This window comes from Bacillus sp. SD088 (assembly GCF_017355205.1).
Classification (GTDB): domain Bacteria; phylum Bacillota; class Bacilli; order Bacillales; family Bacillaceae_C; genus Lederbergia.
The window spans coordinates 247,514-270,192 of sequence record NZ_JADIJK010000002.1 but is presented as its reverse complement, the minus strand read 5'-3'; the positions used below and the strand labels follow the sequence as shown (position 1 = coordinate 270,192).

Here is a 22,679-nt window from a genome sequence, read left to right as displayed (position 1 = left end):
GTAAGCTTTGTGATTCCGTTGTGTCGAAATAGAAGGATTAAATTTTTAAATGAAAATAGAAAAGAGGTTATCATGAATCATACTTTTAAAATAATTGTCTTAGCAGGAGCCTTTGTATCATTTATCCTAGGGGCTGGAACGGCAACAGGACAAGAAATTTTGCAATTTTTCGCGTCCTTTGGCTACCTTGGTATTGGTGCTATTATTATTGCGGCCGTTTTGCATATGTGGTTCGGGGCATATGCCATGGAAGTAGGAAGCCGTTTAAAGGCTGACGACTCAAAAGATGTTTTTATTTATTTTTGTGGAAAATATCTTGGCATATTCTTTTATTGGTTCGCACAATTGTTTATACTAGTCGTTTTTGTTGTGATGATTTCGGGGGCAGGGGCAACTGTTTCTGAGTATTTCGGTACGGGAATTGTCACCGGTCGAGCAATTATGGCAATCTTAGTTTTAATTACAGCATTATTACGGTTAGAAACCATTATCAAAATCTTAGGAATTGCAGGGCCGATAATCATTATTTTTGCAGTTATTGTAGGAGCGGGAAATTTTGATTCAGCAGGATTTTCACAGGCGGAGGAAGTTATTAAGGAGCTCAACTTATCAAAGGCTACTAATTCATGGTGGCAAGCTGGCTTTGTATATTCTTCATTCGTTTTACTCGTAGCCCTTCCGTTCTTGGCGAATCTAGGTAAAGAAGAATCTAGAAGAAAAAATGTGATCATTGGTGGTATCCTAGGCGGCTTAATCATGTTGACAGGTGTCTTTGCAATCTATATAGGAACCCTATCAAACATTGAACAACTTCACACAAAAGATATCCCAACATTATTTTTAGCAAGTCAAATTAGTCCAGCTATAGCATTTATATTTTCTATTATTTTACTCATCGCTATTTATACGACAGCAGTAGGAATGCTATGGACTGTTGCTATACAATTTTCAAAAGGGAGTACATTTAAATATAGAATCATCGTAATTGCCTTAACGATACTTGGCTTTTTTGGCGGATTATTTCCATTCGCTAAAATTATCGATCTCGTTTATCCGATTGTAGGATATATCGGATTGATATTAATGGTGGGGATGCTTTATCGCCAATTTATTAATAAGGGAAAAATGGAAGTCACTTCTAATATAGTAGATGTAAGTAAAAAATTTAAAAAATGAGGGGAAAACATGAGTAAATATGCAAAAAAACCAGATTACAAAAGAGTAAAACTTGATATGCCTTTTACCGGTATTACTTCATTTAGAAAGTATCCAATCTGTACGAATTTAGATGAATTAGATGCTGATTTTGCCATTATCGGTGTTCCAAATGATATGACGACTGCATGGCGATCAGGAGCTCGTATGGGACCAAGATCCATTCGTGAGCAATCCTCTTTATATGCATTCGGTTCAGGGTATGATCACGAAAAAGATATTGTTTACAATCATGATGGATGGAAAATTGTTGACTGTGGCGATGTTTCCATTATTAATGGGGACGTAGAGCAAAGTCACGAAAATACCGAGGAAGCGATTAGAAAAATTATTTCCAAAGGGTCCATTCCTATTGTTTTAGGCGGGGATCATTCCATTACAAACCCTGTTGCTTTTGCTTTAGAAAGTGAAGAAAAAGTGAATGTTGTCCAAATTGATGCCCATTTAGACTGGTTAAAAGATGCTTCTGGTCAACGCTTTACGTTAAGTAACCCGATGCGCAGAATGTCTGAAATGAAGCATATAAATAGAATGGCACAACTTGGAATAAGAGGGGTTGGAAGCAGCCAAAAAGAAGACTTTGATGATGCGCGTGCATATGGAAGTACGATTTTATCACCAAAACAAATCAGAAAAATAGGAATTGAAGAGGCGTTAAAAGATATGCCGGATGGTGAAAAATATTATGTTACAATCGATATTGATGGCTTGGATGCTTCTGTCGCACCTGGCGCCGGTTCACCTTCACCTGGCGGATTTTATTACGACGAAGTTAGTGAAATTTTAGAGATTGTGGCAAAAAAAGGGCAAATTATTGGTTTTGATTTAGTAGAGGTAAATCCTTTATATGATCCAGCCGGCGTAACCTCCCAGATTGCAGCAAGACTCATTATTGATTTTATTAATTTCATCATAAGAGAAAAGCAGCTTCATTCATCGAAATAATTTTTATTTGAAGAGGCTGGGACATAGGTATTTTCACCGAAGAAAAAACCGAACGAATAGGGTGCATATACCCCCGCTCCGGAAATATACTTTGCTTTCCGCAGGCGAGTGGCAAGCCTCCTTAGGCCTACAGGATGTAGGTCACGAAGGCGTTGCGCCAGGACGGCGCGTACTTAGCCTTTGATCCTCATTCGCCTTCCGGGCTCTTGCCGGACTCTCACTTCTAGCAGGAGTCTACGTATATTTCCTTCGCTAAGGTAATACATTGTTCGTCTTTGGAGCTTAACATTTTAGTTATGTCCCAGCCTCTTTATTAGCCTTGTAACTTATAATAGATAGAAACCTATGAGAGCTTTCTAAATTTAAAGTAAAATAGGCCGCCTAATACCATGCACGCAATGCCAATGAGTAGATAGTTATAGATATTCGTGGCTGTATTGGGTAATCCCTTTTTGCTGTCCTTTTTAGGATCAATGTTTGTGTCATGCTTGCCATTATTTACATCTTGCTTGTCTTTATCCTTTGGTTTATCGTCATTTCGACCAGGAAGATCCTTATCAGGGGCCGGATCATCGGGCTTTTGACCATCAGGATCTTTTCCTCCATCATCTGGATCCTTGCCTATCGGATCTTCTCCTTCATTATTTGGATTTCCCTCTGTTGGATCATCTTCATCTGGTTCTGGGACTACCGTAGAAGCTTCTGGTAACTCATTAGCAAATGATTGCCCAATGAAGATATTATCTATATTATAGACGCCAGTTTTCTCCATAGCGATTCTAATTTCAACAATTGCTTCTTTATCGATATCGCCTTCTACAGATGTTAAAAGCAAAGGTATTTTTGACCAAGCTGTTGCGAGAGCGGGGGTATCAAGATGTGTCCATGCACTTGCTTCATTTCCTTTTTGATCAATCAATGTAATATGGGCTGTTTGCGGATCATTTGTCCCATTATATATATCAAAAACAAGATATTTAGGAAAGGCGCCTTCCTTGTCGGCTATATTCCATACCTGATTTTTCGCCGCCTTAATCCCTACATATTGTTCTTTCAAATCTGAATCATTCTCGACAATCAATTGAACGGATGCATCTCCACTTGATTTGTTTTCAAAGTCTAATGAAGCCTTTGCATATTTTCCAGTGGCAAAGCGTATATCTCGATCAAGGTCTTCAAAGTCAGTAATAAGCGTTCTTTCATCTGAAACTCTTGCTGAAGGATTGGAGTAATTCCGTAATGTATCAGCTATATAATCATTTCGAACATAGGATGTATCTGTTCCTACCTTGCTCCATTTTCCCCTTATTTCATTTTCACTATCCTGATTGATATCGACTTTCTGCGGCTCACCAGTATAGAGCCCCCAACTACTGCCGAGACCAGTTGCTTTATAGGCCCATGTTGTATAGTTCCATTGCTGTTCCTCATAGATATTTAATGCGTAATCCCAGCTTTGAATATTGTTAAATAAGGTGAACTCGCCAACTAATAAAGGTACATTATAATTTGTCATTTCATTGACCAATCGGACTTTCGAATTTGTAAAATCCTTTTGATATAAAAAGCCGTCCGTATCATCCCATCCATAAAAATGGTAGGAATAGGCCACATTTTCCCATTGATAGACTTCTGGATTTGGAAGGTCATGCGGATCCCAGATCGCTTCAAAATAGAGGACATGATTTTGGTCAACGGCGCGAATCGCTTGATAAAGTTGATCATAGAATTCAAACTGCTCATTACCGTGTGCACCCTCAGGTTCATTAAGTACATCATAGCCGGCAACCCATTCACGATCTTTATATCTTTCCGCTACTTTTTCCCACAAAAAGATCGTTTTCTGCACATTTTCTTCATGACCATATAAGTTTCCTCCATCAGGATGACTCGTATCACCTGAATGGTCTTTCCCATTTTGTGAGCCAGGGGCACCATGCAGGTCTAATATCACATATAGTTCCCTTTTTTCGGCTTCTGCAATGAACCAATCTAATCGATCAAATGCAGTGCTTTTTAAGCTTCCATCATCATTCAGCATATCAAAATAAGTAAATGGCAGGCGTAATACATTCATCCCTTCCTTTTTTACTTGATCAAAGTCGGATTCCTGCCAATAATGATCTTGATAAAGATTAATAAGCTCCCAGGCTTTATCTGAACCAAATCGATTGGTTAATGTTTCTATGGTTGTTTTTTGATCAGGTGAATGGATTGGAGTCATCCATTCTTCCATCACTAACCAACCACCTACATTTGTCCCGCGAAGTGTTACTTGCTCTCCAGCACCAAAGTTGTTACGCAATATTTTCCCATCTGCTTTTAGAAAAGGCGACGAAGCATTGGTAATCTTATATTCACTCGTCATCTCTTCACTTTGATAGTCATCTTTTACAGCAATCGCTTTGATAATCGTGTCCTCTGTTAAATCTATAGGTTCAGTATACTTATTTGCTTCTTTTGTTGGTGTGCTTCCATCAAGAGTATAATAAATGGTTGCACCTTCCGTTGGGGTCGCAAGCGAAATACTTTGATTGTTAAAATAAGTCCCACTTGCCGGGGAAAAACTAGGTTCCATGATTTCCTTTTTATCAAGAATCGTATATTCAAATATACTGTAGTCACTATACAAATCATGATCTGGATCATATGTAACAGCGGTGATGGTAGAATCATTTGTGATCATCAATGGCCGGGTATATTGTTGTGAGGTTTTATCTGGTTGTGTTCCATCTACTGTATAATAGATCGGTAGCTTTCCAGCCTTAGACTTTAACTCTATTCTGACAGATCCATGATATTCTCCACTAGGATGATTGGTTTCTGGACTTGCTGGAGGTGTAGGCGGGAGGGAATCTGTAAAGTAAACATCATCAATGTAATAAACGCCTTCATTCCATTGACCAATGCGAATGTCTGTAATATTTGATTGATCAATTCCTCTAATGCTATCCAGTGGAACATGATATTGAATCCACTTATCTTTTTCTGTACTTACTGACTGCCATTCAAAATTAGAAGCTTTTCCACTACTATCCGTCAGGGATACTTTTAAAGTATTGGATCCTTGGGTATCTTTTATATGAAAAATAAGATAGTCACTTTCCGACGCATCGACTGCTTTCTCACTAGCTGTAAAACTAATACTTCCATTTTCTCTGGTTGGATCACCACTTGCCTCAACTTCGTATTTTAAGGATTGCTTCCCTGCAAATGCCTCTTCATCTGTTAGTGATCCCTTTACATTGTTTGTTACGGAAAAGTTCACTTCTTGCTCTTCAAAGTCTTGAAAGGATATTTTTGTAGGTTCTTTTGCTTGTATATTTGCAGTTTTTCCTAAACCAATGGCTACAAAGATAATAGCAATGGAAACAATGGACATAAATATAAGTTTTGACATAATGTTCTCCTCTGAAATATATTTTGGATTATAGAGACTTCAGAAAAAACAAAGAAGTTTAAAAGTTCGGAATCTAGTAGGCGCAAGAAGTCCGTTATTTCAATATACGATAAATTGCCATGAATAGGAATACGGATAATCATTCCTATTCATGGATTTGTAAATATTACTTTCCACCCATTGCGCTTATGAACTCAATTACTTCTATTTGTCGCTGCGCTTCATATGAAATGCGAATAGAACGGACATCAGAAGTAATGGATGCTGGTAATGTCCAAAGCGGGATGAACACATTAAATTCTTGGTTGATTTCAATGTTAAAGGTTTGATAGGAAGCCGTTTGTCCGTCATGATTGGCGAATTCAACCATAAACCCATCCGCTGATAGCGGATCGAATACTTTTATCATAAGATAATGAAACGGCTGAAGATCTTGTCCATCGGCAAATTGGATGTCTGTCTGACCTGGATGCGCATGTTTTGTTTGTACAGGTAACGTTTTTTCAAACAGATCTGCTTGAGCTTTCCCAATGCCATTTGTTTGTTTGATTAATCGCTGATGATCTCTAATAAACTCGTCATATAGCGGTTTTTTTGTTTGCCTGTCCATATGGTAGATCCCCATCGTTTGGTAGAACTCATTATGATTGACATACCAATCAAAAGCCGTCCAATAATCAATACCAGCAACATAGCCATTTTGATTGATGATTCCCTCTGGGGTTACTGTTGCCTTTTCTAATAAGGCTTGCTGGACATGTTGATAAATCTCGACTTGTTTTTGTAAGAGACTATTATCAGCGTTGCTCCATATTCCATATTCTGTGTTGATAATTGGTTTATTTGGCCACTTTTGATGAGCCTTTTCTATAAAATTCCTTGTCCCTTCATAGGGCGTACTACCATGGAAAATCCCAAAATACATCGTCCAGCCTGCTACATCCAATGGTTCCATTGAGTCATCGTGTGCTCCTGGCTGATCCGCTGCAGCGCTCTGGGTGATAAGCCTTTTATCATCATACGTATTTCTAACTTCATGGACTAAATTCTCATTGTATTTTTTTCGTAATGAAACATCCTTTGATTCATTCTGCGTGCTCCACATAATAATGGAAGGGCGGTTAAAGTTAGAAAAGATCATTTCTCGCCACATTTGGTAAGAGATGCCGCGTTCTTCCTGAATTTGATAATGATGTGTTTCAAATTGCCAAAGCGGAATTTCACCCATAGCTGTTAGCCCAAGGCGATCGAGTAGAATAAAGGTATAAATATGATTAGGATAATGTGCTGTTCTTACCATATTAACGGATAACTTCTCAATTTTTAAAAAGTCACTTTTTATCCGATCCCAGCAAGCTGTTCGGCCGTAACCAGGCCACTCTTCATGTCTTGCGACGCCTGCTAAGAAAATCGGTTCATCATTTAAATGAATATGGGCCTTTTCAGTCGCAATTCTTCTAACACCAAATTGCGTATAAAAGGAGTCTATTTCCTGTTCATTTTCGTAAAGCTCGGTCGCGAATACATATAAATGGGGCGCTCGAATACTCCAAACTTTAGGGTTAGGAATGGATATTTCAAACGAAATAACCTTCACCTCATGAGGGGACAATTGAATCGTTTGTCCGGGTAATCCCTCAACCTTTGCCTTTTGTCCACAAATGCTCTTTGCACTTGGATCTGTAAGCCAATTTGTATGAGTAAAGTCTGTTTCGTAGATTGAAAAGGAAGAGGAAAGCGTTCTCGTCTCATTCCCTTTATTTTCTACTATGACTGTTATATCTACATTTCCCATTTTATCTTTTGGGACAATATCTGTTCTCACGACTTGAACACTGTTGGTCGCTTCCAGAAATATATCTTGGATGATCCCTGTATAATTAAAGAAATCATTATTCACAGCAGGAACAATATCGTCACGTGATGTCCAAGGTGGATTATCAATCCTAATCGCAATCAGATTTTCGCCTGTTTGCAGGAAGGATGTCACCTCAAAGGAAAAGGGAGTATATCCACCTTCGTGATAGCCAACATATTGACCATTTATCCAAAAATCACCCACATAGGATAAGCCTAAACATTTTAATGTTATCTCTTTTTCCTTCCATTCATCATTAAGCGAAAAAACCTTGCGATACCATACACCATTTTCATATGTTTCGGCGCCATTGATTTCTGCTTTGCCTGTTAATTTATTTTCAGGTAAGGGAATGGTATGTGTTTCCCAGTTTGAATCATCAAGACCTCGTGTGGGAATTCCTTGACTATCTTTTTCCGTTTTAGCGATCCAATCGTCATCACGAAGGGTCATGGTCCAGTTATGGTCAGCTGCAAAACGTTGCTTTTGCCATTTTCCTGAAAGTGAGAAGATTTGTCGTTGTTGTGGTTCAAATGATGGATAAGGTATTCCGTTCTGGAAAGGAATCATTTTTCCATCAATCTTTTGAAAAGTAAATGTCGATTGTAAAGTACCTATGTTGTCCATTTTTTTCTCCTTTATCCCGCATTAACGGGCAGTAATATCCCCAGATCAAGGCTTGAGAGAATACAGAGAAGCGTAGGGGGGATAGCTGTCCTAATCTAGCTTCAGCGCCTAGCAAATTTACGATTTCTTCCTGCGATCTTAGCCCTAGATCCTCTGAAATCAGTGGGGATGAGGAAGCAGACTAATTTCGCGGCAACAACCGCCACATCTGCACTAGCACAATCCTGTGCGTCACTGATTGAAGATTCACTTTGTCTAAAAAACTCAGCTCTAGTATATGAATAAAGAATCAAGGAGGGGGTGACCATCCTTGATTCGGTTTAAAACTTACTCCCAGCCTAACTTTTCTTTGTTTTCTTGCATTTTTTCATTGCGGATTTCCGCAATTGCATCAAAGTTATTTTCATCTAAAAACTTTTTATAGCTATCAAGGGTTTTATTAAACTCGTTTTCGTCTTTGGCAGTCAATAGATTCGCAAGGGTTGATGCCCATCTAGATTTAATATTTACGAGACTGCGGGCTTCAGCTGTTCCTTGATCAGGATCAATATTAGCCAGCACAAAATATTCTGGGGATAAATATTCTTCTGCCCATTTTCTAATTTGAACAATAGATTCAGGTGGGTCATTTTCTCCATTTTCTAATTCAAAACTATCATGTCCAAAAAACCAAAACTCGCCCATGCGATATTTCTTTTTAAATTCTTCTGGGTTCTCATCCTTCATTTTTTTAACCTCTGGAAGTAAAACTGCTTTTCCATCATCATTAAATTCAAAGGTTTCCCCTTCTACACCAAAGGTTGTCAAATATTGCCCTTTTTCACTCAATAGATAGGTGTACAGTTGGATCGCTTTCGCAGGATCTTTCACATCTTTCGAAATATAGGTAACAGACCAACCCGATGGCCCTGCTTGTTCGAGCATTGGCTCGTTTCCGATGCTTGGCCCATCGATGGCAATGTACTTACTATCTGGATTTGTTTCATAATTACGCTGTAAAAAGCCGGATAATTGTGCAATTCCCCCAGTCAAAACACTAGCGTATTTTCCACTTGCGATATTTTCTTCAAAAACGGTATTATCATCAGAGAAGTTATCTTCACTTATATAACCTTTTTTAAATGCTTCATTGAAGGTTTTAATCCAGTCTAAATAATCTTCATCTAGGTTACGGTCATACCACTGTCCATCTTCTGTTTGAATAGGAATTCCTAAGAAATTTTGCAATGTTCCACTCAGTGAGCCAGCGTCACCTTCAGAGGCAAACCCTTTAAAGGCGAAAGGAGTGACTTCTGGGAATTTTTCTTTGATTTCTCCCAATGCAGCTAGTAAACCATCTGGTGTTGACATATCTGGTTTTCCAATTGCTTCATAAATATCTTCTTTAATGAGAAATCCGTCATTTCCATGAACTTGGCCTTTCTCAAAATGTTCAGCTGTATTGGAGAAACTAGGATAACCATATGATTTTCCTTCACTTAATTGGTACCAGTCCAAAGTCTGTTCTTGGGCGACTTTGTAAAAATAAGGATCATATTTGTCAGCTAATTCTTGCAAAGGTAGAGCCCATGATTCAGCCTTTGTCGCAACATCTGAATTACCATCAAAGATTGTAATAAGATCGGGCATTTTTTTCCCAGCAAAGAGGGTGTTTAGTTTTTCGTCATCCCCTTTTATAAACTTCACATCTAATTTCAAGTCTTCTTTTAAGGTTTTCGTTATCGGATCTTCCCCGTACTCTGTATTAAACCAATCCCCATTAACATACCAGGTCAACTCGGTGTTTTCCTGTGTATCTAATTCCCAAGCAGGAGTTTCTTCATCTATTTCATATCTAGCATCCTCTAATTTTGCCGTTTTTTGTGTCTTCTCACCCCCATTTGAGCAAGCGGCAAGCCCGATTACGAAAGCAACTAAGATAAATGCCCATTTTCCATTCATTCGACTAAGTCTATTTCTCATTTTATTTCCTCCCTATTATGTTTTTTCACCTATATGCTCAAAGTATCTAACAGCTGAGTATGTTTTATGGATTTTTCACCTCCTCTATACGAAAACGGATACTTATTCTTTCACAGCACCAATCATAATGCCTGACATAAAATATTTTTGTAAAAATGGATACACCATCACAATCGGAATTGTAGCGATTACAATCGTTGCCAATTGTACTGATTGTGAAGTCGTTGGGATTACAACTGAGGCTGTAACATTTTGCATATTAGCCGCTTCTTGTTGGACAATAATCTCATAAAGCTTCATTTGAATTGGATAGAGTGCTTCACTGCTAATATAGAGTTTGGCAGTCATATAATCATTCCACTGAAAGACCCCATTAAATAAAGCGATTGTTGCTAAGACTGGCATCGAAAGCGGGAGGATAATTCGTAAAAAAATCTTCCATACTCCGGCCCCGTCCATTTTGGCAGCTTCTTCCATCGAATCAGGTATCTCCCTAAAGAAGTTCATCATAATGATCATGTCATAATAACTAAATAGGGAAGGGATGATATAAACCCAAAAGCTATCTAACAATCCTAGTGATCTAATCAATAAATAAGTCGGGATCATCCCACCACTAAAGAACAGAGTTCCTATCCCTAAGGCAGTGTAGATATTTCTCCCCAAAATATTACTTTTACTCATTCCATACGCTACCATTGCTGTGAAAAATACGTGGGTGAGAACACCGAGAACAGTTTTTAAGACCGAGATAATAAAAGAGCGCCAAATCGTTTCATCATTAAAGACCAATTTATAGCTTTCGAACGAAAACTCCTTTGGCCAAATTCTTAATCCAGAATCTGATAGCGCATCCAAACTACTAAAAGATTGAACAACGATATTCCATATTGGATAAAAGATAATTACAGTAAATACACTTAGTAATGTAATATTGACAATATTGAAAATTCTATCTTCGACAACTTCATTTCTTTTTTTAGCCAAACCAATCACTCCCTTTCTTAAAATACGGATTTATTATCATTTAGCCTTTTAGTAACCGCATGTGTAATTAAAACCAGAAGTAAGGAGATGACGGAAATGGCTAGTCCAACAGCAGTTGCATACGAAAAGTCTCCTTGTGCCAGCCCAATTTTAAAGACATATGAATTAATGACTTCAGCTTTTGAGGCATTTAATGGATTTATCAAGACTAAAGTTTGGTCTAAATTGGAATTCAGAATCCCTCCGACTGCTAAGATAAACATCAAAATAATGATGAACTTCATATTTGGCAATGTCACATGCCAAATTCGTTGTAACTTTGTAGCGCCATCCATTTTAGCGGCCTCATAATAAGATGGGTCAATGCCTGCCATAGTAGCTAAGTATAGGATCGTCCCCCAACCAACACTTTTCCACACTTCGGAAAGCGACGCGATGGCCCAATAATTATTGGCATTAACTAAAAAGTTTCGGGGCTGATCCATAAGGCCAATATTTACTAATAATGTGCTTAATAGACCTGTTGTCGACAGCCAGCTGATTAACATCCCACCGAGAACGACCCATGAGAGGAAGTGGGGGAGATAAGAAATCGTTTGGACCATTTTTTTAAACTTGCCATCCTTTAATTCGAAAATCATAATTGCTAGAATAATAGGTGAGATAAAGCCAATCAATAGCTTGATAAAGCTAATCGCTAATGTATTGACAACAGCCTCCCAAAAGAATTTATCGGTGAAGGCAATTTTGAAGTTTTCCCATCCTACCCATGGAGCGGAGCTAATGGTGTCTGTCACAGAGAAACTCTTAAAAGCGATAATTAATCCGTAGATCGGTAGATATCCGAAGATAATCATAAAAATAACACCTGGTAAAACCATTAACTGTAGTGGGAGCTCATTTTTTAGTCTTCCCAAAAAGGTTTTATTCCCCATGAAAAAGCCTCCTTTGTTAATAAAAACGTTTTTATAACAACTAAAATATAAAAACGTTTTTATTTGCGTTTAAACTGACGTCATAGTAGCTTTAATTAATTATGTCCGAGGTTATTTGTTTATTAGGTGAGCATGAATTTCTAATAATCAATTCGCCATCCAATTTATCTAACTTTCCTACTTCCTTGTTTGCGATTATATTTAATAATCTCTCTACTGCTTTGACACCTTGCTTTACAATTGGGTTTCTGACTGTTGTGAGACCATTATTAAAATAGGCACTAAGCTCAATATCATCAAAGCCGATAACTGTTATATCCTTAGGTACTGCATACCCTTCAGATTGTAAGGCTTTAATACACCCAATTGCACTAAGATCGTTGGCAGCGAAGAAAGCATCGGGTAGTTCCTTTCCGCTTTGGATGAATTGCTTCACAGCATCAAATGTTGTATCCTCTTCAAAGGATCCATACAGACAATCCTTTTCTTCAAGTGAAATCCCGGCTTTTGCTAGAACATCTTGAAACCCTTTAAATCTTTCCTTATCATCATATTGATCTTCTACTCCATGTATATAGCCTATCTTCTTGTGCCCAAGCTGCAACAAATGATGGGCAACCATTTCTCCCCCTTTATAGGATGAGAACACAACACTAGAAATATATCTGCCTACTTTTTCTCGATCAAGAAAGACTAGAGGGATCGACGATTTTTCCAATAAATCGAGGTTGTCTTCCGTAAGCCATTCGTTCAGCACGATAGCCCCATCCACTTGTCTCCCCATGATATTATTAATTGTGGCGCCTTCATTTTTGGTGATAAATACGCTCAAATTGTATCCGAACTTATCGCATTCATTTGCGATGGAATCAATCAGGGTTCCATAATAAGGACCTTTTATACTTCTTAAAAAGAGTCCAAGTGTTTTCGTATTTCTTGACTTCAAATTTCTCCCGTGTACATTAGGGATGTAATTTAAACTTTTTGCCACCCTTAAAATATGTTCCTTTGTATCAGGGTGAAGTACATTTATATCATTTAATGCATTGGATACAGTAGAGATTGACACATTCGCCTCTCTTGCCACATCCTTAATGGTTACTTTTTTTATCATACTCACCTTCCTTGAAATAAAAACGTTTTTATTTATGACTAATTTACCACTTCCCATTTCTTGTGTCAACGCATACATAAAAGAAACGATCAAGATTTTTGTTCTAGCATTTTACTTTGACTCTTGTAATATAAATAAAAGCTGCAATATGCGATGCAAGAGCCTAGCCCTAAAAAGATGAAAACACTCACTATTTTCATACTAAGATAGATAATGATGAAACTGCTAGCAGCAATCCCAATCGTATAAACTGGACTACCTACAGAAAGTAGAAAGGAATTTCTTAATGTTGTAGAAAATTTCAGATCAACATGCACAGTATTAGAGAAAAAATGCATAACAAAGACGAAGATAAATACTCCGACAAAGAGAAAAATATAAAATAGTGGAGAATTTGCCCCGGCGAAATAAAAGTAATCGATCATCAAAATGGCAGTAAGTGGAGCGATAATCAAACCACCTAATAGACTTCTTCGGTAATTTTCGCGGTAATATTTCCAAAAAGAAGATAGGATCTTGATCTCTGTATTACCCATAATCCATTGCCGGACAATGCCAAACATGGCAGTAATAGAGGGAAATAATATAAATGGGATCAATAGAACAATCGTCATCATATTAATGAGCAAATGATCAGCTTTTTTTGCAGCCAATACATTCAAAACAAGAAACACAATCGGAATGTTCATGATCAACCATAGCGCATTAAGTGAAACAAATTTTACCGCCCATACGGAAAAGCTATACAAGCCTCTCATGAAACCACTTGTCCCCATACCCCTTCACCCCCCTGCTGTAGGACTTTTTATGGAGCTAACTTTATCATGTTGAATGGGGAAATTCAACTGGAATTTCTAGCGCTAGCTTAAATCCATCCGTAAAGGGAAAATAAAATTCAAAAAGAAACTGAGAGAATTGAAAGGTTGACTGGAAGTTTTTCAATGCAATTAAAAAGGTATTGACTGGACTTTCTGATGTGGGGAGGTAAGAATTGTTTCCACGATAAAAAGACTGTAGACCTATCCAGTGTCTACAGTCTCTAGTTCATTACATTTATTCCCGATCGGTTTAGGGGAGGACGTTTTAGTTCAGGCAAGACGATATGACGTCGCGAATTACAACTGCTGATTGAAAAAATTCACAATGTCGCTTCTTTCAAGCCTTCTGTTGAACATCCTTTTATAGTACTTCTAACTTTACTTCAATATTGCCTCTAGTAGCTTTTGAATAAGGGCAGAATTGGTGGGCTTTTTCGACTAGGTCCTCTAGCTTGTCCTTTTCAATGTCTGTTCCTTTCACTTGCAGTGTAACAGCTAGTTTGAAGCCTTGATCTGTCTCATCCTTCAATAGGCTTACATTGGCTGTGACCTCTGATGAGAACTTGACATGTTCTTTACTGGAAACTAATTGTAAGGCACCATCAAAGCAGGCGGCATATCCTGCTGCAAATAATTGTTCAGGGTTTGTCGATTGCTCTAATTCTTTGGCTCTAGCACTCCCTGGTTGAGCTGTATCAAATTGAATGACGTTATCTGATGAATGAACATGACCTTCGCGGCCACCTGTAGCGGTTGCCGTTGACGTAAATAGTGTATCTGACATGAACGATCAACTCCTAAATAAAAAAATTTGTTCTATTTTTCTATTTACCCTGTATTTGTTTCTTTATGCATAAAAGCGAAGAAAATGCGTTCAGGGGTGTTCGCTTGTCTTGCCTAATTGGGCTAGCAACTTGCCGCGTTGTTCTTCATCCTTCTTCTTTGTTTCTTTATCGATTTTGTATCCCCAAGCTGTTACCCCACTGACTTCAATAATTTCAAATAGATAACCTGGTTCATCGATGATCTCGAATATGTCCCCAACTTGAAAATAATTTGAGTCTAACATGAAGGAACGGACAACTTCTATTTTTCGTGTATAGACTAGAATATGATTCGTTCTGTCTTCCAACTGAGCTTGTTCTAATTTCCCCTTTAGAATGTCAACTTCTTCTTGTAATTGATCAAGGGAATAGGTCTTATATCGATGTGCCACTGTTTTACCCCTCTCATAAGTTGCTCAGGTCACTGTTGCAGATAAACTTATCATGCCATAGCACGGGGGGGAACGCAATGTAGTGGTATGTCCACTAATAGAACCTAGTAAGATACTTAGTTTTTCTCTCGCTTTATATCTTTGTAGTTTCGTTCAACAGTGAAGTTCGAACGGTCACCTCTGAAAACAGCATAAGAATATTCGACGGGTATATCATTATCAGTATATGCCGTTGTTTCAATGGATAAGCAGGGAGCACCTAATTGAACCTGTAGAGTAGACGAAATATAATCGTCTGCAAGAATGGGGTCGATTGTTTCAACCGTTCTTAGAATATTGACATCATATTTTGATTGTAATAAATGATAAAGAGAGCCTTGGCAATCGTCATCAACTAATCCTGGTGCGATCCCCCAAGGGATATAAGCAACTTCGTATTGAATAGGTTCATCATTTGCATAGCGGATTCGTACAAGTTTATTAATAGCATCATTAACTTTAAGGTATAGGTTTGTAGCTAATATTTCAGTTGCGGGCACAACTTGTGAGCTAACCACTTTTATTTTTGGACGAACCCCTTGAGCTAACATTTGCTGTGTAAAGCCTTTATCAGTGCTGGAAAGAGATTGTTTAACCTTGGATTCTGAGACAAAGGTACCTTTTCCTTGTGCACGGTAAATTCTACCTTCTAGTTCAAGTTGTTGTAGTGCTATTCTTGTTGTCGTTCTGCTTACATCAAACATTTTACAAAATTCATTCTCTGTTGGTAATTGATCACCAGCAACATACTTTTTCGACTTTATTAATTCAATAATCTCATCTTTAACCAAGGAATACAGCGCTACACCAGATTTATTGTTATTTTTATCTCTATTCATTATTTAGATTACCTCTCTCTGTTTTTAAAAGAATCGATTGACTAGTTGTTATAACAATGATACCATATTGTTATTGTTGTAACAACTTAATAGAATATGTAACAAAAGGTTTAATTTTACTAGTATTATAATTGAATAAAAAAGGTGGTGCATTTATGTATCGTTATATTATGGGGGTGGATGCGGGCGGTACAAAAACTTATGCGGTTATTACTGACCATAACGGGAGGAAAATTGGAAGCGGTTTATCGGGAGAGGCAAATCATCAAACGATTGGTATGGAGCGAGCATACTTGAACATTAAGGAAGCTATTGATCTTGCCTTAAAGGATGGCGGCTTAGACTATCATGAAATTGATTTTACTCAGTATGGACTTGCAGGAGCGGATCGCCCTATAGACTTTCAAATTATTGAGCCTGCTTTAAAACGAATACCCCTAAAAAGTTGGGATTTAGTCTGTGATACAATGATTGGTTTAAGGACAGGCAGTCGGGATAATGAAGGGGTTGCCTTAGTCTGTGGAACTGGGACAAATGCAGCTGGAAGAACGAGTGATGGTACAAGTGTACAGACAGGTGGATTTGGTTATATGTTTGGAGATGAGGCAGGTGGCTCGCATCTTGCATTGGAAACGTTCCGAGCAAGTATTCGATCATGGGAACAAAGGGAAATACCTTCAAGCCTTGTCAAAAAAGTCCCTAAGTTTTTGGGATTTGCTTCGATGGAAGAGCTCATAGATTATTATTTAGATAACCAAATAGATACAGTCTCTAATGGATTAACGATTGTTTTGCATGAGGCTGCAAAGGAAGGTGATAAATTATCCATACATATTCTTGAAAAGATGGGAACCGAGCTAGGAAGGGCTGCTAAGTCTGTAATCAAAAGATTAGCAGAGTTTACAAGGAGGCCCATTCCAATTGTTTTAATTGGAAGCGTTTTACAAAAAGGCAGAAGTGCATCATTGTTAAATGCGCTAAGAAAAACCATTGTAGAAGAGTTTCACGAGGTCGAGTTCATCACTCCTAAAATGGAACCTGTGTATGGAGCAAATTTATTAGGAATGGACCGTTTAGGTATTCCGACAACTTTAGAGGTGGAAGAAAAATTCATACAATATGGGGGATATCAAGATTGAAAAAAGAACATCTAAAAATAGCTGTTATTGGCGGAGGCTCTTCATATACACCAGAGTTAATAGAGGGATTTATTGAACGCTTTGATGAGCTGCCAGTCAATGATTTATACTTAGTAGATATTGAAGAGGGAAGAGAGAAACTCGAAGTTATTGGCGCGCTTGCCAAAAGGATGTTAAAAAAGGCGGGTGTTCCGGTTAATGTGTACCTAACGTTTGATAGAAAGAGTGCCATTAAAGACGCGGATTTTATAATAACACAAATAAGAGTGGGACAATTGGATGCACGAGCTAAAGATGAAAGAATTCCCATGAAGCACAATTTGATTGGTCAAGAAACGACTGGTGCAGGTGGATTTGCAAAAGCTTTACGCACAATTCCAGTGATCTTAGAAATATGTAAAGAAATTGAGGAATTGGCCCCAGATGCATTCTTGCTAAATTTTACAAACCCTGCAGGTATTGTGACTGAGGTTGCGCTCAAATATTCAAACGTAAAAACAATTGGTTTATGCAACCTGCCAATTGGGACAAAGATGCAAATAGCCGATATTTATAATGTGGATCCTTCACAGATAGACATTGAAGTGGTAGGAATAAACCATTTAATTTGGACAACCAAAATTCTTGTTAACAGCATTGATGTTACAAAGGATATTTTAAATAAGGCTGCCTCTTCTAAAGGGTTGACGATGAAAAACATACCAAGCTTTGATTGGAGTAAAGAGTTTCTGCTTTCTTTGAATGCGCTGCCATGTGCGTATCATCGATATTATTATTTAAAAGAAGAGATGTACAATGATCAAGTTCAATCTGTAAATACAGAGGGTACTAGGGCTGAAGTTGTAAAACGAGTAGAAAAAGAGCTGTTTGAGCTTTATAAAAACCCAAATTTATGTGATAAACCAGAACAATTGGAAAAGAGAGGTGGCGCTTATTATTCTGAAGCCGCTGTAAGATTAATCACATCCATCTATAACAGCAAGAAAGACGTACAAACTGTAAATGTGCAAAACAAGGGCGTGATTCCTTGCTTGCCCAATAATGTTTCTGTTGAGGTCAATTGTGTAATTGATTCGGAAGGCGCGACGCCTGTGCAGATCACTACTCCCATCACACCCCAGATAAGAGGGTTGTTACAAGTAGTGAAGGCTTATGAGGAGCTCACCATAGAAGCTGCCGTTCATGGGGATTATGAAAAGGCCTTACAAGCACTAGTTATTCACCCGTTAGTTGGATCATTAAAATCTGCTAAACCGTTATTAGATGAAATATTAGCAGCTAATAAAGATTATTTACCAAACTTTAATTAATAAGAATTCGCTTATAAAAATTTGTTATAACATCATGATGAATAAAAACGTTACAACTCTTAAAAATCATGTATTTAAAATTCCCAAGTACTTACAAGTACCATGATAAATAAAAAGGATCAAGCCGGATAAAGTTGCAAACATCAAGCGCAATAGTGGAACTAGAGTAATCCTATACACTGAAAGCTCGAGGGGGGAGCTTTTAGGTAGCGGATTGCAGATGAAATGTTGGCTACATGGGCAATGGAGAAACAAGGAAACGGAGAAATTCGTAGTGTCACTTTTACCGAGTTATTTTGACACCTTTTCAAGTTCAATTACTTTATCCGTTTAAATAGTTTCAAATGAGAGAAAGCAAAAAAATAGAAGGAACCGGAGGATATTATATGGCAAAGGTGGGTGTGAATAAAGATGTCATGATTGTGCCAAAAAGAAAATCAGTCTTTTTTAATCTTATGAATCAATGGGAACTTCAGTTAATGGTTATTCCTGCAATCATTTTCATCTTTATCTTTAGTTATATTCCGATGTACGGAATTGTAATGGCCTTCAAGGATTACAACATTTTTAAGGGAATTGCTGACAGTCCTTGGGTTGGATGGAAACATTTCAATATGTTTTTTACCGCACCCGAGTTTTCACAAGTAATGAGAAATACACTTGTGATTAGTTTCCTTAAATTCTTCATTGGATTTCCGGCGCCAATCATTCTCGCTTTAATGCTGAATGAAATCAGGAATATGGTATTTAAACGCGTTGTTCAGACAGTGAGTTATCTACCTCACTTCCTCTCCTGGGTCATTGTATCAGGATTTGTCATGTCACTATTGTCTACGGATAATGGGAGTCTAAATATTGTTATGGAAAAAATTGGTTTGATCGATGAACCAATCGGTTTTCTAAGCATACCGAAGTATTTTTGGACAATTCTAGTCACAACGAATGTGTGGAAAGATATCGGTTTTGGATCAATTGTTTATTTGGCTGCCATTGCTGGTGTTGACCAGCAACTTTATGAAGCAGCTGCTCTTGATGGTGCCAACAGATTTAAGCAAATGTATTTGATTACCATTCCCTCGATTTTGCCAGTCATCTTGATTTTTATGATTTTAGCAATAGGGGATTTATTAAATGCCGGATTTGAAGATATTCTTCTTTTAGGCTCCAACCCTGTCGTGAGGGATGTATCCGATGTATTGGATACATATGTCTATCGTAGAGGTATTCAACACTCACTATTTTCTTATGCCACAGCAGTTGGATTATTTAAAGCGATTATTAGTGTAGGCTTACTCACGATGGCAAACTTCATGTCAAGAAAGGCGGGAAGTAGTTTATGGTGAGAAAAAGGGGAGAGGGGTATTCTACATGTTAAAAATGACAACAGGTGATCGAATTATGTCGATTATCATCTATATCATACTTACAATCTTAGCCTTTATCACTTTTTATCCGTTCTGGAATGCGTTGGTTATCTCCTTTAACAGTGGCGTTGATACGATGAAAGGTGGAGTCACCTTTTGGCCAAGGGTATTTTCCTTGGACAATTATGCTATCGTATTCCAGGACTCTCGTATCCTTCATGGTTTTTTTATCTCTATCTTTCGGACTGTAATTGGAACAGTCACAGCCGTTTTATTTACCGCGATCTTCGCATATGGAATGTCGAGGAAAGAATTGATCGGCAAGAACTACTACATGATTTTTTGTGTCATCACAATGTTTTTCAGCGGTGGCTTGATCCCTACCTTTCTATTGATTAGGGGATTGGGACTATTCAATACATTTTGGGTAATGATCATTCCAGGACTTGTTAGCGTTTGGAATATGATCATCTTTCGAACCTTCTTCCAAGCCTTGCCTGCAGGACTGGAGGAATCGGCTAAAATTGACGGATGTGGATATTGGGGTACATTTTTCAGAATTGTCCTTCCGCTATCTGGCCCGGTTATCGCAACATTATCCTTGTTTACGGCTGTTTATCATTGGAATGATTGGTTCTCTCCAAGCATCTATATCTCAGATCAAAAATTATTACCAATTCAAACGATGTTACAGCAAATTCTTAGCTCCAATATCATGACGGAGCAAATGGCACAGGCTGATTCAACAGCTGCAGCGCATATGCAGAAACTAAAATCAGTCTCAACAAAGTCCCTTTCAATGGCAACTATGATGGTTGCAACAATACCAATTATCTGTGTATATCCATTTGTACAAAAGTATTTCGTTAAAGGAGTATTGGTTGGATCTTTGAAAGGGTAATCAAATTGGTTTAAGACGCAAGTTTTAAATAAAAAAATTACAAGGGGGAAAAGAAATGAGAAACAAGTCGAAATTTTTATCTTTGTCTTTAGTTGCTCTACTTATGGTTTTTAGTATATTATCAGGCTGCTCAAAGGACAGTGCTGGTGGAGGATCAAAAGACTCCGGTAGTGAGGGGGAAGGCTTTGTTCTGGGTGAAGGAGAACTAGAATACACCATGTATGGTCATTATGATTGGTACACAATGCCACCATGGGGCGAAGACGCTGCCACAGAGTGGATTAAGGAAAACAAAAAAGTCAATGTAAAGCCTATTAGTTCTGGTGGAAATGCTGCCCAAAAATTCAATACGATGATTGTTGGTAATGACCTCCCGGATGTTATAATGTTAGATCGTAACGCGGACTTAGATAGACTTCGTGAAGCAGATATGTTAGTTCCACTTGATGAGTATATTGAGAAATATCCAAACATTAAGGAATGGGTTGGAGAGTCTACACTTAACATGCTGCGAGCAGAGGATGGACATGTTTATGGTATTCCTAACTGGTATACAACAGAGCCAAATGGTAATACAGGTTATGTTGTAAATGATAAAATTTATAAAGAGCTTGGTTCACCTAATTTGGAAACAACGGATGAACTATATGCCTATTTGCAGCAAGTCAAAGAAGAATATCCTGATGTAGTTCCGTTTGAAGCAGGACAAGGTGGAGGACTTGATGTTCTTTATTCCGCATTTGGAGAAGAGCATCCAAACCTATTCATGAGCAATCACATTGTACCAAATGGTGATAAACTAGAATCTATATTTACAGATCCTGTATTTAGGGAAGCAATGGTTTATATGAATAAGCTTTTTAGTGAACGATTAATCTCACAAGATACTTTGTCTCAAACCGCCGAACAAGTAAAAGAAAAGATAGTTTCCGGGAATTTTGCGGTATTCGCAGATAGCAGTCCTACTGAATCTGCAAGCTTGGCTCATACGCAATTAGTAGCTCAGGACCCAGAGGCAGGTCTTAAAATGATTTGGCCAATCCATAAAGAAGGATTGAATAAAGATAACATCACTCCAGGAACTTGGAATCAACTTGGCTGGAACGTAAATGTCATTACAAAAGCAGCTGAAGATCCTGAAGCAATCTTTGCTTTTTATGATTGGATGGTAGGTCCAGAAGGGCAACGTACTATTTTCTGGGGACCTGAAGGCCTATACTGGGAAGGGACACAGGCTGTTGAAGGTATTGATGAAGCACCAGTATTTACTGATAAATATTTAACAGATGTTGAAAATCTTTCCAAACTAATGAATACTACGGACGCTTTCCAATGGGTTGGTAACACTGTTTATATCGATAAATCGAAAACAGCCTTTGAAATGACGTTACCAGAAGATCAACAAAACTGGGAAACAAAATACCAAATGAATATTACCTGGGAAACACAAGGAAATGGTACTGAATTCTCTAACCTATCTCCACTTCCAGAAACAGAAGAAGGGATGGCGGAACAACGTATAAATGAAATTTATGACGAAGCTAGAGCAAAGGCACTTTATGCGAAAAGTGAACAAGAAGTCATAAATATACTTGACCAAGCTGAAAAAGATGCCCAAGCTGTAGGATATGATAAATTATTAGAATTTAAAACACAAAAATGGCAAGAAAATAAAGATAAATTGGCAGGTAACTAACTTATAAGAATCCTATTTTCTTTAATATCGGGGTAGTCTTTGTGGATTATTACCTTTATACAAAGAGGCTGGGACAAAACTAAAATGTTAAACTCCAAAGACGAACTATTCATTACCTTAGCGGAGGAAATATGCGTAGACTCCTGCGGGAAGTGAGAGTTCGGCAAGACCCCGGAAGGAAGCCTGAGGAGGCTTGCCACTCGCCCGCGGAAAGCGAAGTATATTTCCAGAGCGGGTTATACGCACGATAATCTTTCGTTTTCTCTTTGGTGAAAACACTTTTGTCCCGGCCACTTCTATTATCCAGTCTGCTC

At 38.0% G+C, this 22,679-nt stretch carries 17 protein-coding genes; 7 read left to right on the top strand and 10 right to left on the bottom strand.

The genetic code is table 11. The features are described 5' to 3' along the window. Positions 1 to 72: 72 nt before the first annotated feature. Together IPU53_RS02865 and speB are read left to right on the top strand one after the other, a co-directional pair. Entirely contained in the window at positions 73 to 1,176 is a 1,104-nt protein-coding gene (locus IPU53_RS02865) for a YkvI family membrane protein (RefSeq protein ID WP_207447395.1), read from the top strand. Between the two features lie 9 nt (positions 1,177 to 1,185). Then, positions 1,186 to 2,160, top strand: coding sequence for an agmatinase (gene speB / locus IPU53_RS02860; RefSeq protein WP_207447393.1), 975 nt, complete (start codon positions 1,186 to 1,188; stop codon positions 2,158 to 2,160). A gap of 343 nt (positions 2,161 to 2,503) precedes the next feature. Here the strand turns inward: speB and IPU53_RS02855 are convergent, their stop codons facing one another. The 10 genes from IPU53_RS02855 to IPU53_RS02810 all read right to left on the bottom strand — a co-directional run bounded on the left by IPU53_RS02855 (position 2,504) and on the right by IPU53_RS02810 (position 15,955). Continuing rightward, the gene (locus IPU53_RS02855; protein ID WP_207447391.1) at positions 2,504 to 5,560 is read right to left on the bottom strand and encodes a chitobiase/beta-hexosaminidase C-terminal domain-containing protein; all 3,057 of its coding nucleotides are present in this window, start codon (positions 5,558 to 5,560) and stop codon (positions 2,504 to 2,506) included. 166 nt (positions 5,561 to 5,726) lie between these two features. After that, positions 5,727 to 8,045 carry a glycoside hydrolase family 2 TIM barrel-domain containing protein gene (locus IPU53_RS02850; protein WP_207447389.1) on the bottom strand — a complete coding sequence of 773 codons (2,319 nt, stop codon included), beginning with the start codon at positions 8,043 to 8,045 and terminating at the stop codon, positions 5,727 to 5,729. Positions 8,046 to 8,372: 327 nt separating this feature from the next. Next, positions 8,373 to 10,007: a sugar ABC transporter substrate-binding protein gene (locus tag IPU53_RS02845; RefSeq protein WP_207447387.1), complete on the bottom strand. Its 1,635-nt coding sequence runs from the start codon at positions 10,005 to 10,007 to the stop codon at positions 8,373 to 8,375. 102 nt (positions 10,008 to 10,109) lie between these two features. Then, positions 10,110 to 10,994, bottom strand: coding sequence for a carbohydrate ABC transporter permease (locus tag IPU53_RS02840; RefSeq protein WP_207447385.1), 885 nt, complete (start codon positions 10,992 to 10,994; stop codon positions 10,110 to 10,112). A gap of 17 nt (positions 10,995 to 11,011) precedes the next feature. Continuing rightward, entirely contained in the window at positions 11,012 to 11,929 is a 918-nt protein-coding gene (locus IPU53_RS02835; RefSeq protein ID WP_207447383.1) for an ABC transporter permease, read from the bottom strand. 91 nt (positions 11,930 to 12,020) lie between these two features. Further along, a complete protein-coding gene (locus IPU53_RS02830) occupies positions 12,021 to 13,043 on the bottom strand; it encodes a LacI family DNA-binding transcriptional regulator (protein WP_242698017.1) in 1,023 nt (340 codons plus the stop codon). 89 nt (positions 13,044 to 13,132) lie between these two features. Continuing rightward, the gene (locus IPU53_RS02825; RefSeq protein WP_207447382.1) at positions 13,133 to 13,819 is read right to left on the bottom strand and encodes a YesL family protein; all 687 of its coding nucleotides are present in this window, start codon (positions 13,817 to 13,819) and stop codon (positions 13,133 to 13,135) included. A gap of 403 nt (positions 13,820 to 14,222) precedes the next feature. Beyond that, a complete protein-coding gene (locus tag IPU53_RS02820; RefSeq protein ID WP_207447381.1) occupies positions 14,223 to 14,645 on the bottom strand; it encodes an organic hydroperoxide resistance protein in 423 nt (140 codons plus the stop codon). 90 nt (positions 14,646 to 14,735) lie between these two features. Next, on the bottom strand, positions 14,736 to 15,077 hold the full coding sequence (locus IPU53_RS02815) for a DUF1811 family protein (protein WP_207447380.1): 342 nt from the start codon (positions 15,075 to 15,077) through the stop codon (positions 14,736 to 14,738). Positions 15,078 to 15,193: 116 nt separating this feature from the next. Continuing rightward, a complete protein-coding gene (locus IPU53_RS02810; RefSeq protein ID WP_207447379.1) occupies positions 15,194 to 15,955 on the bottom strand; it encodes a GntR family transcriptional regulator in 762 nt (253 codons plus the stop codon). Positions 15,956 to 16,110: 155 nt separating this feature from the next. Between IPU53_RS02810 and IPU53_RS02805 the strand changes: the two genes are divergently transcribed. From IPU53_RS02805 to IPU53_RS02785, 5 genes are all read left to right on the top strand, one after another. Continuing rightward, complete coding sequence (locus tag IPU53_RS02805) at positions 16,111 to 17,094, top strand: N-acetylglucosamine kinase (protein ID WP_207447378.1); 984 nt, start codon at positions 16,111 to 16,113, stop codon at positions 17,092 to 17,094. Beyond that, entirely contained in the window at positions 17,091 to 18,404 is a 1,314-nt protein-coding gene (locus IPU53_RS02800; protein WP_207447377.1) for a 6-phospho-beta-glucosidase, read from the top strand. The genes IPU53_RS02805 and IPU53_RS02800 overlap by 4 nt, the downstream gene beginning before the upstream one ends. A 386-nt stretch (positions 18,405 to 18,790) precedes the next feature. After that, positions 18,791 to 19,747 carry an ABC transporter permease gene (locus IPU53_RS02795; RefSeq protein ID WP_207447376.1) on the top strand — a complete coding sequence of 319 codons (957 nt, stop codon included), beginning with the start codon at positions 18,791 to 18,793 and terminating at the stop codon, positions 19,745 to 19,747. 25 nt (positions 19,748 to 19,772) lie between these two features. Further along, on the top strand, positions 19,773 to 20,669 hold the full coding sequence (locus IPU53_RS02790; RefSeq protein ID WP_207447374.1) for a carbohydrate ABC transporter permease: 897 nt from the start codon (positions 19,773 to 19,775) through the stop codon (positions 20,667 to 20,669). A gap of 55 nt (positions 20,670 to 20,724) precedes the next feature. Further along, positions 20,725 to 22,365: an extracellular solute-binding protein gene (locus IPU53_RS02785; protein WP_207447372.1), complete on the top strand. Its 1,641-nt coding sequence runs from the start codon at positions 20,725 to 20,727 to the stop codon at positions 22,363 to 22,365. Positions 22,366 to 22,679: the final 314 nt, after the last annotated feature.

Bases quoted from the DNA above. Each gene is read 5' to 3' on its own strand.
- IPU53_RS02865 (WP_207447395.1), top strand. From the start codon at position 73: ATGAATCATACTTTTAAAATAATTGTCTTAGCAGGAGCCTTTGTATCA.
- speB (WP_207447393.1), top strand. From the start codon at position 1,186: ATGAGTAAATATGCAAAAAAACCAGATTACAAAAGAGTAAAACTTGAT.
- IPU53_RS02855 (WP_207447391.1), bottom strand. From the start codon at position 5,560: ATGTCAAAACTTATATTTATGTCCATTGTTTCCATTGCTATTATCTTT.
- IPU53_RS02850 (WP_207447389.1), bottom strand. From the start codon at position 8,045: ATGGACAACATAGGTACTTTACAATCGACATTTACTTTTCAAAAGATT.
- IPU53_RS02845 (WP_207447387.1), bottom strand. From the start codon at position 10,007: ATGAGAAATAGACTTAGTCGAATGAATGGAAAATGGGCATTTATCTTA.
- IPU53_RS02835 (WP_207447383.1), bottom strand. From the start codon at position 11,929: ATGGGGAATAAAACCTTTTTGGGAAGACTAAAAAATGAGCTCCCACTA.
- IPU53_RS02830 (WP_242698017.1), bottom strand. From the start codon at position 13,043: ATGATAAAAAAAGTAACCATTAAGGATGTGGCAAGAGAGGCGAATGTG.
- IPU53_RS02825 (WP_207447382.1), bottom strand. From the start codon at position 13,819: ATGGGGACAAGTGGTTTCATGAGAGGCTTGTATAGCTTTTCCGTATGG.
- IPU53_RS02820 (WP_207447381.1), bottom strand. From the start codon at position 14,645: ATGTCAGATACACTATTTACGTCAACGGCAACCGCTACAGGTGGCCGC.
- IPU53_RS02810 (WP_207447379.1), bottom strand. From the start codon at position 15,955: ATGAATAGAGATAAAAATAACAATAAATCTGGTGTAGCGCTGTATTCC.
- IPU53_RS02805 (WP_207447378.1), top strand. From the start codon at position 16,111: ATGTATCGTTATATTATGGGGGTGGATGCGGGCGGTACAAAAACTTAT.
- IPU53_RS02795 (WP_207447376.1), top strand. From the start codon at position 18,791: ATGGCAAAGGTGGGTGTGAATAAAGATGTCATGATTGTGCCAAAAAGA.
- IPU53_RS02790 (WP_207447374.1), top strand. From the start codon at position 19,773: ATGTTAAAAATGACAACAGGTGATCGAATTATGTCGATTATCATCTAT.
- IPU53_RS02785 (WP_207447372.1), top strand. From the start codon at position 20,725: ATGAGAAACAAGTCGAAATTTTTATCTTTGTCTTTAGTTGCTCTACTT.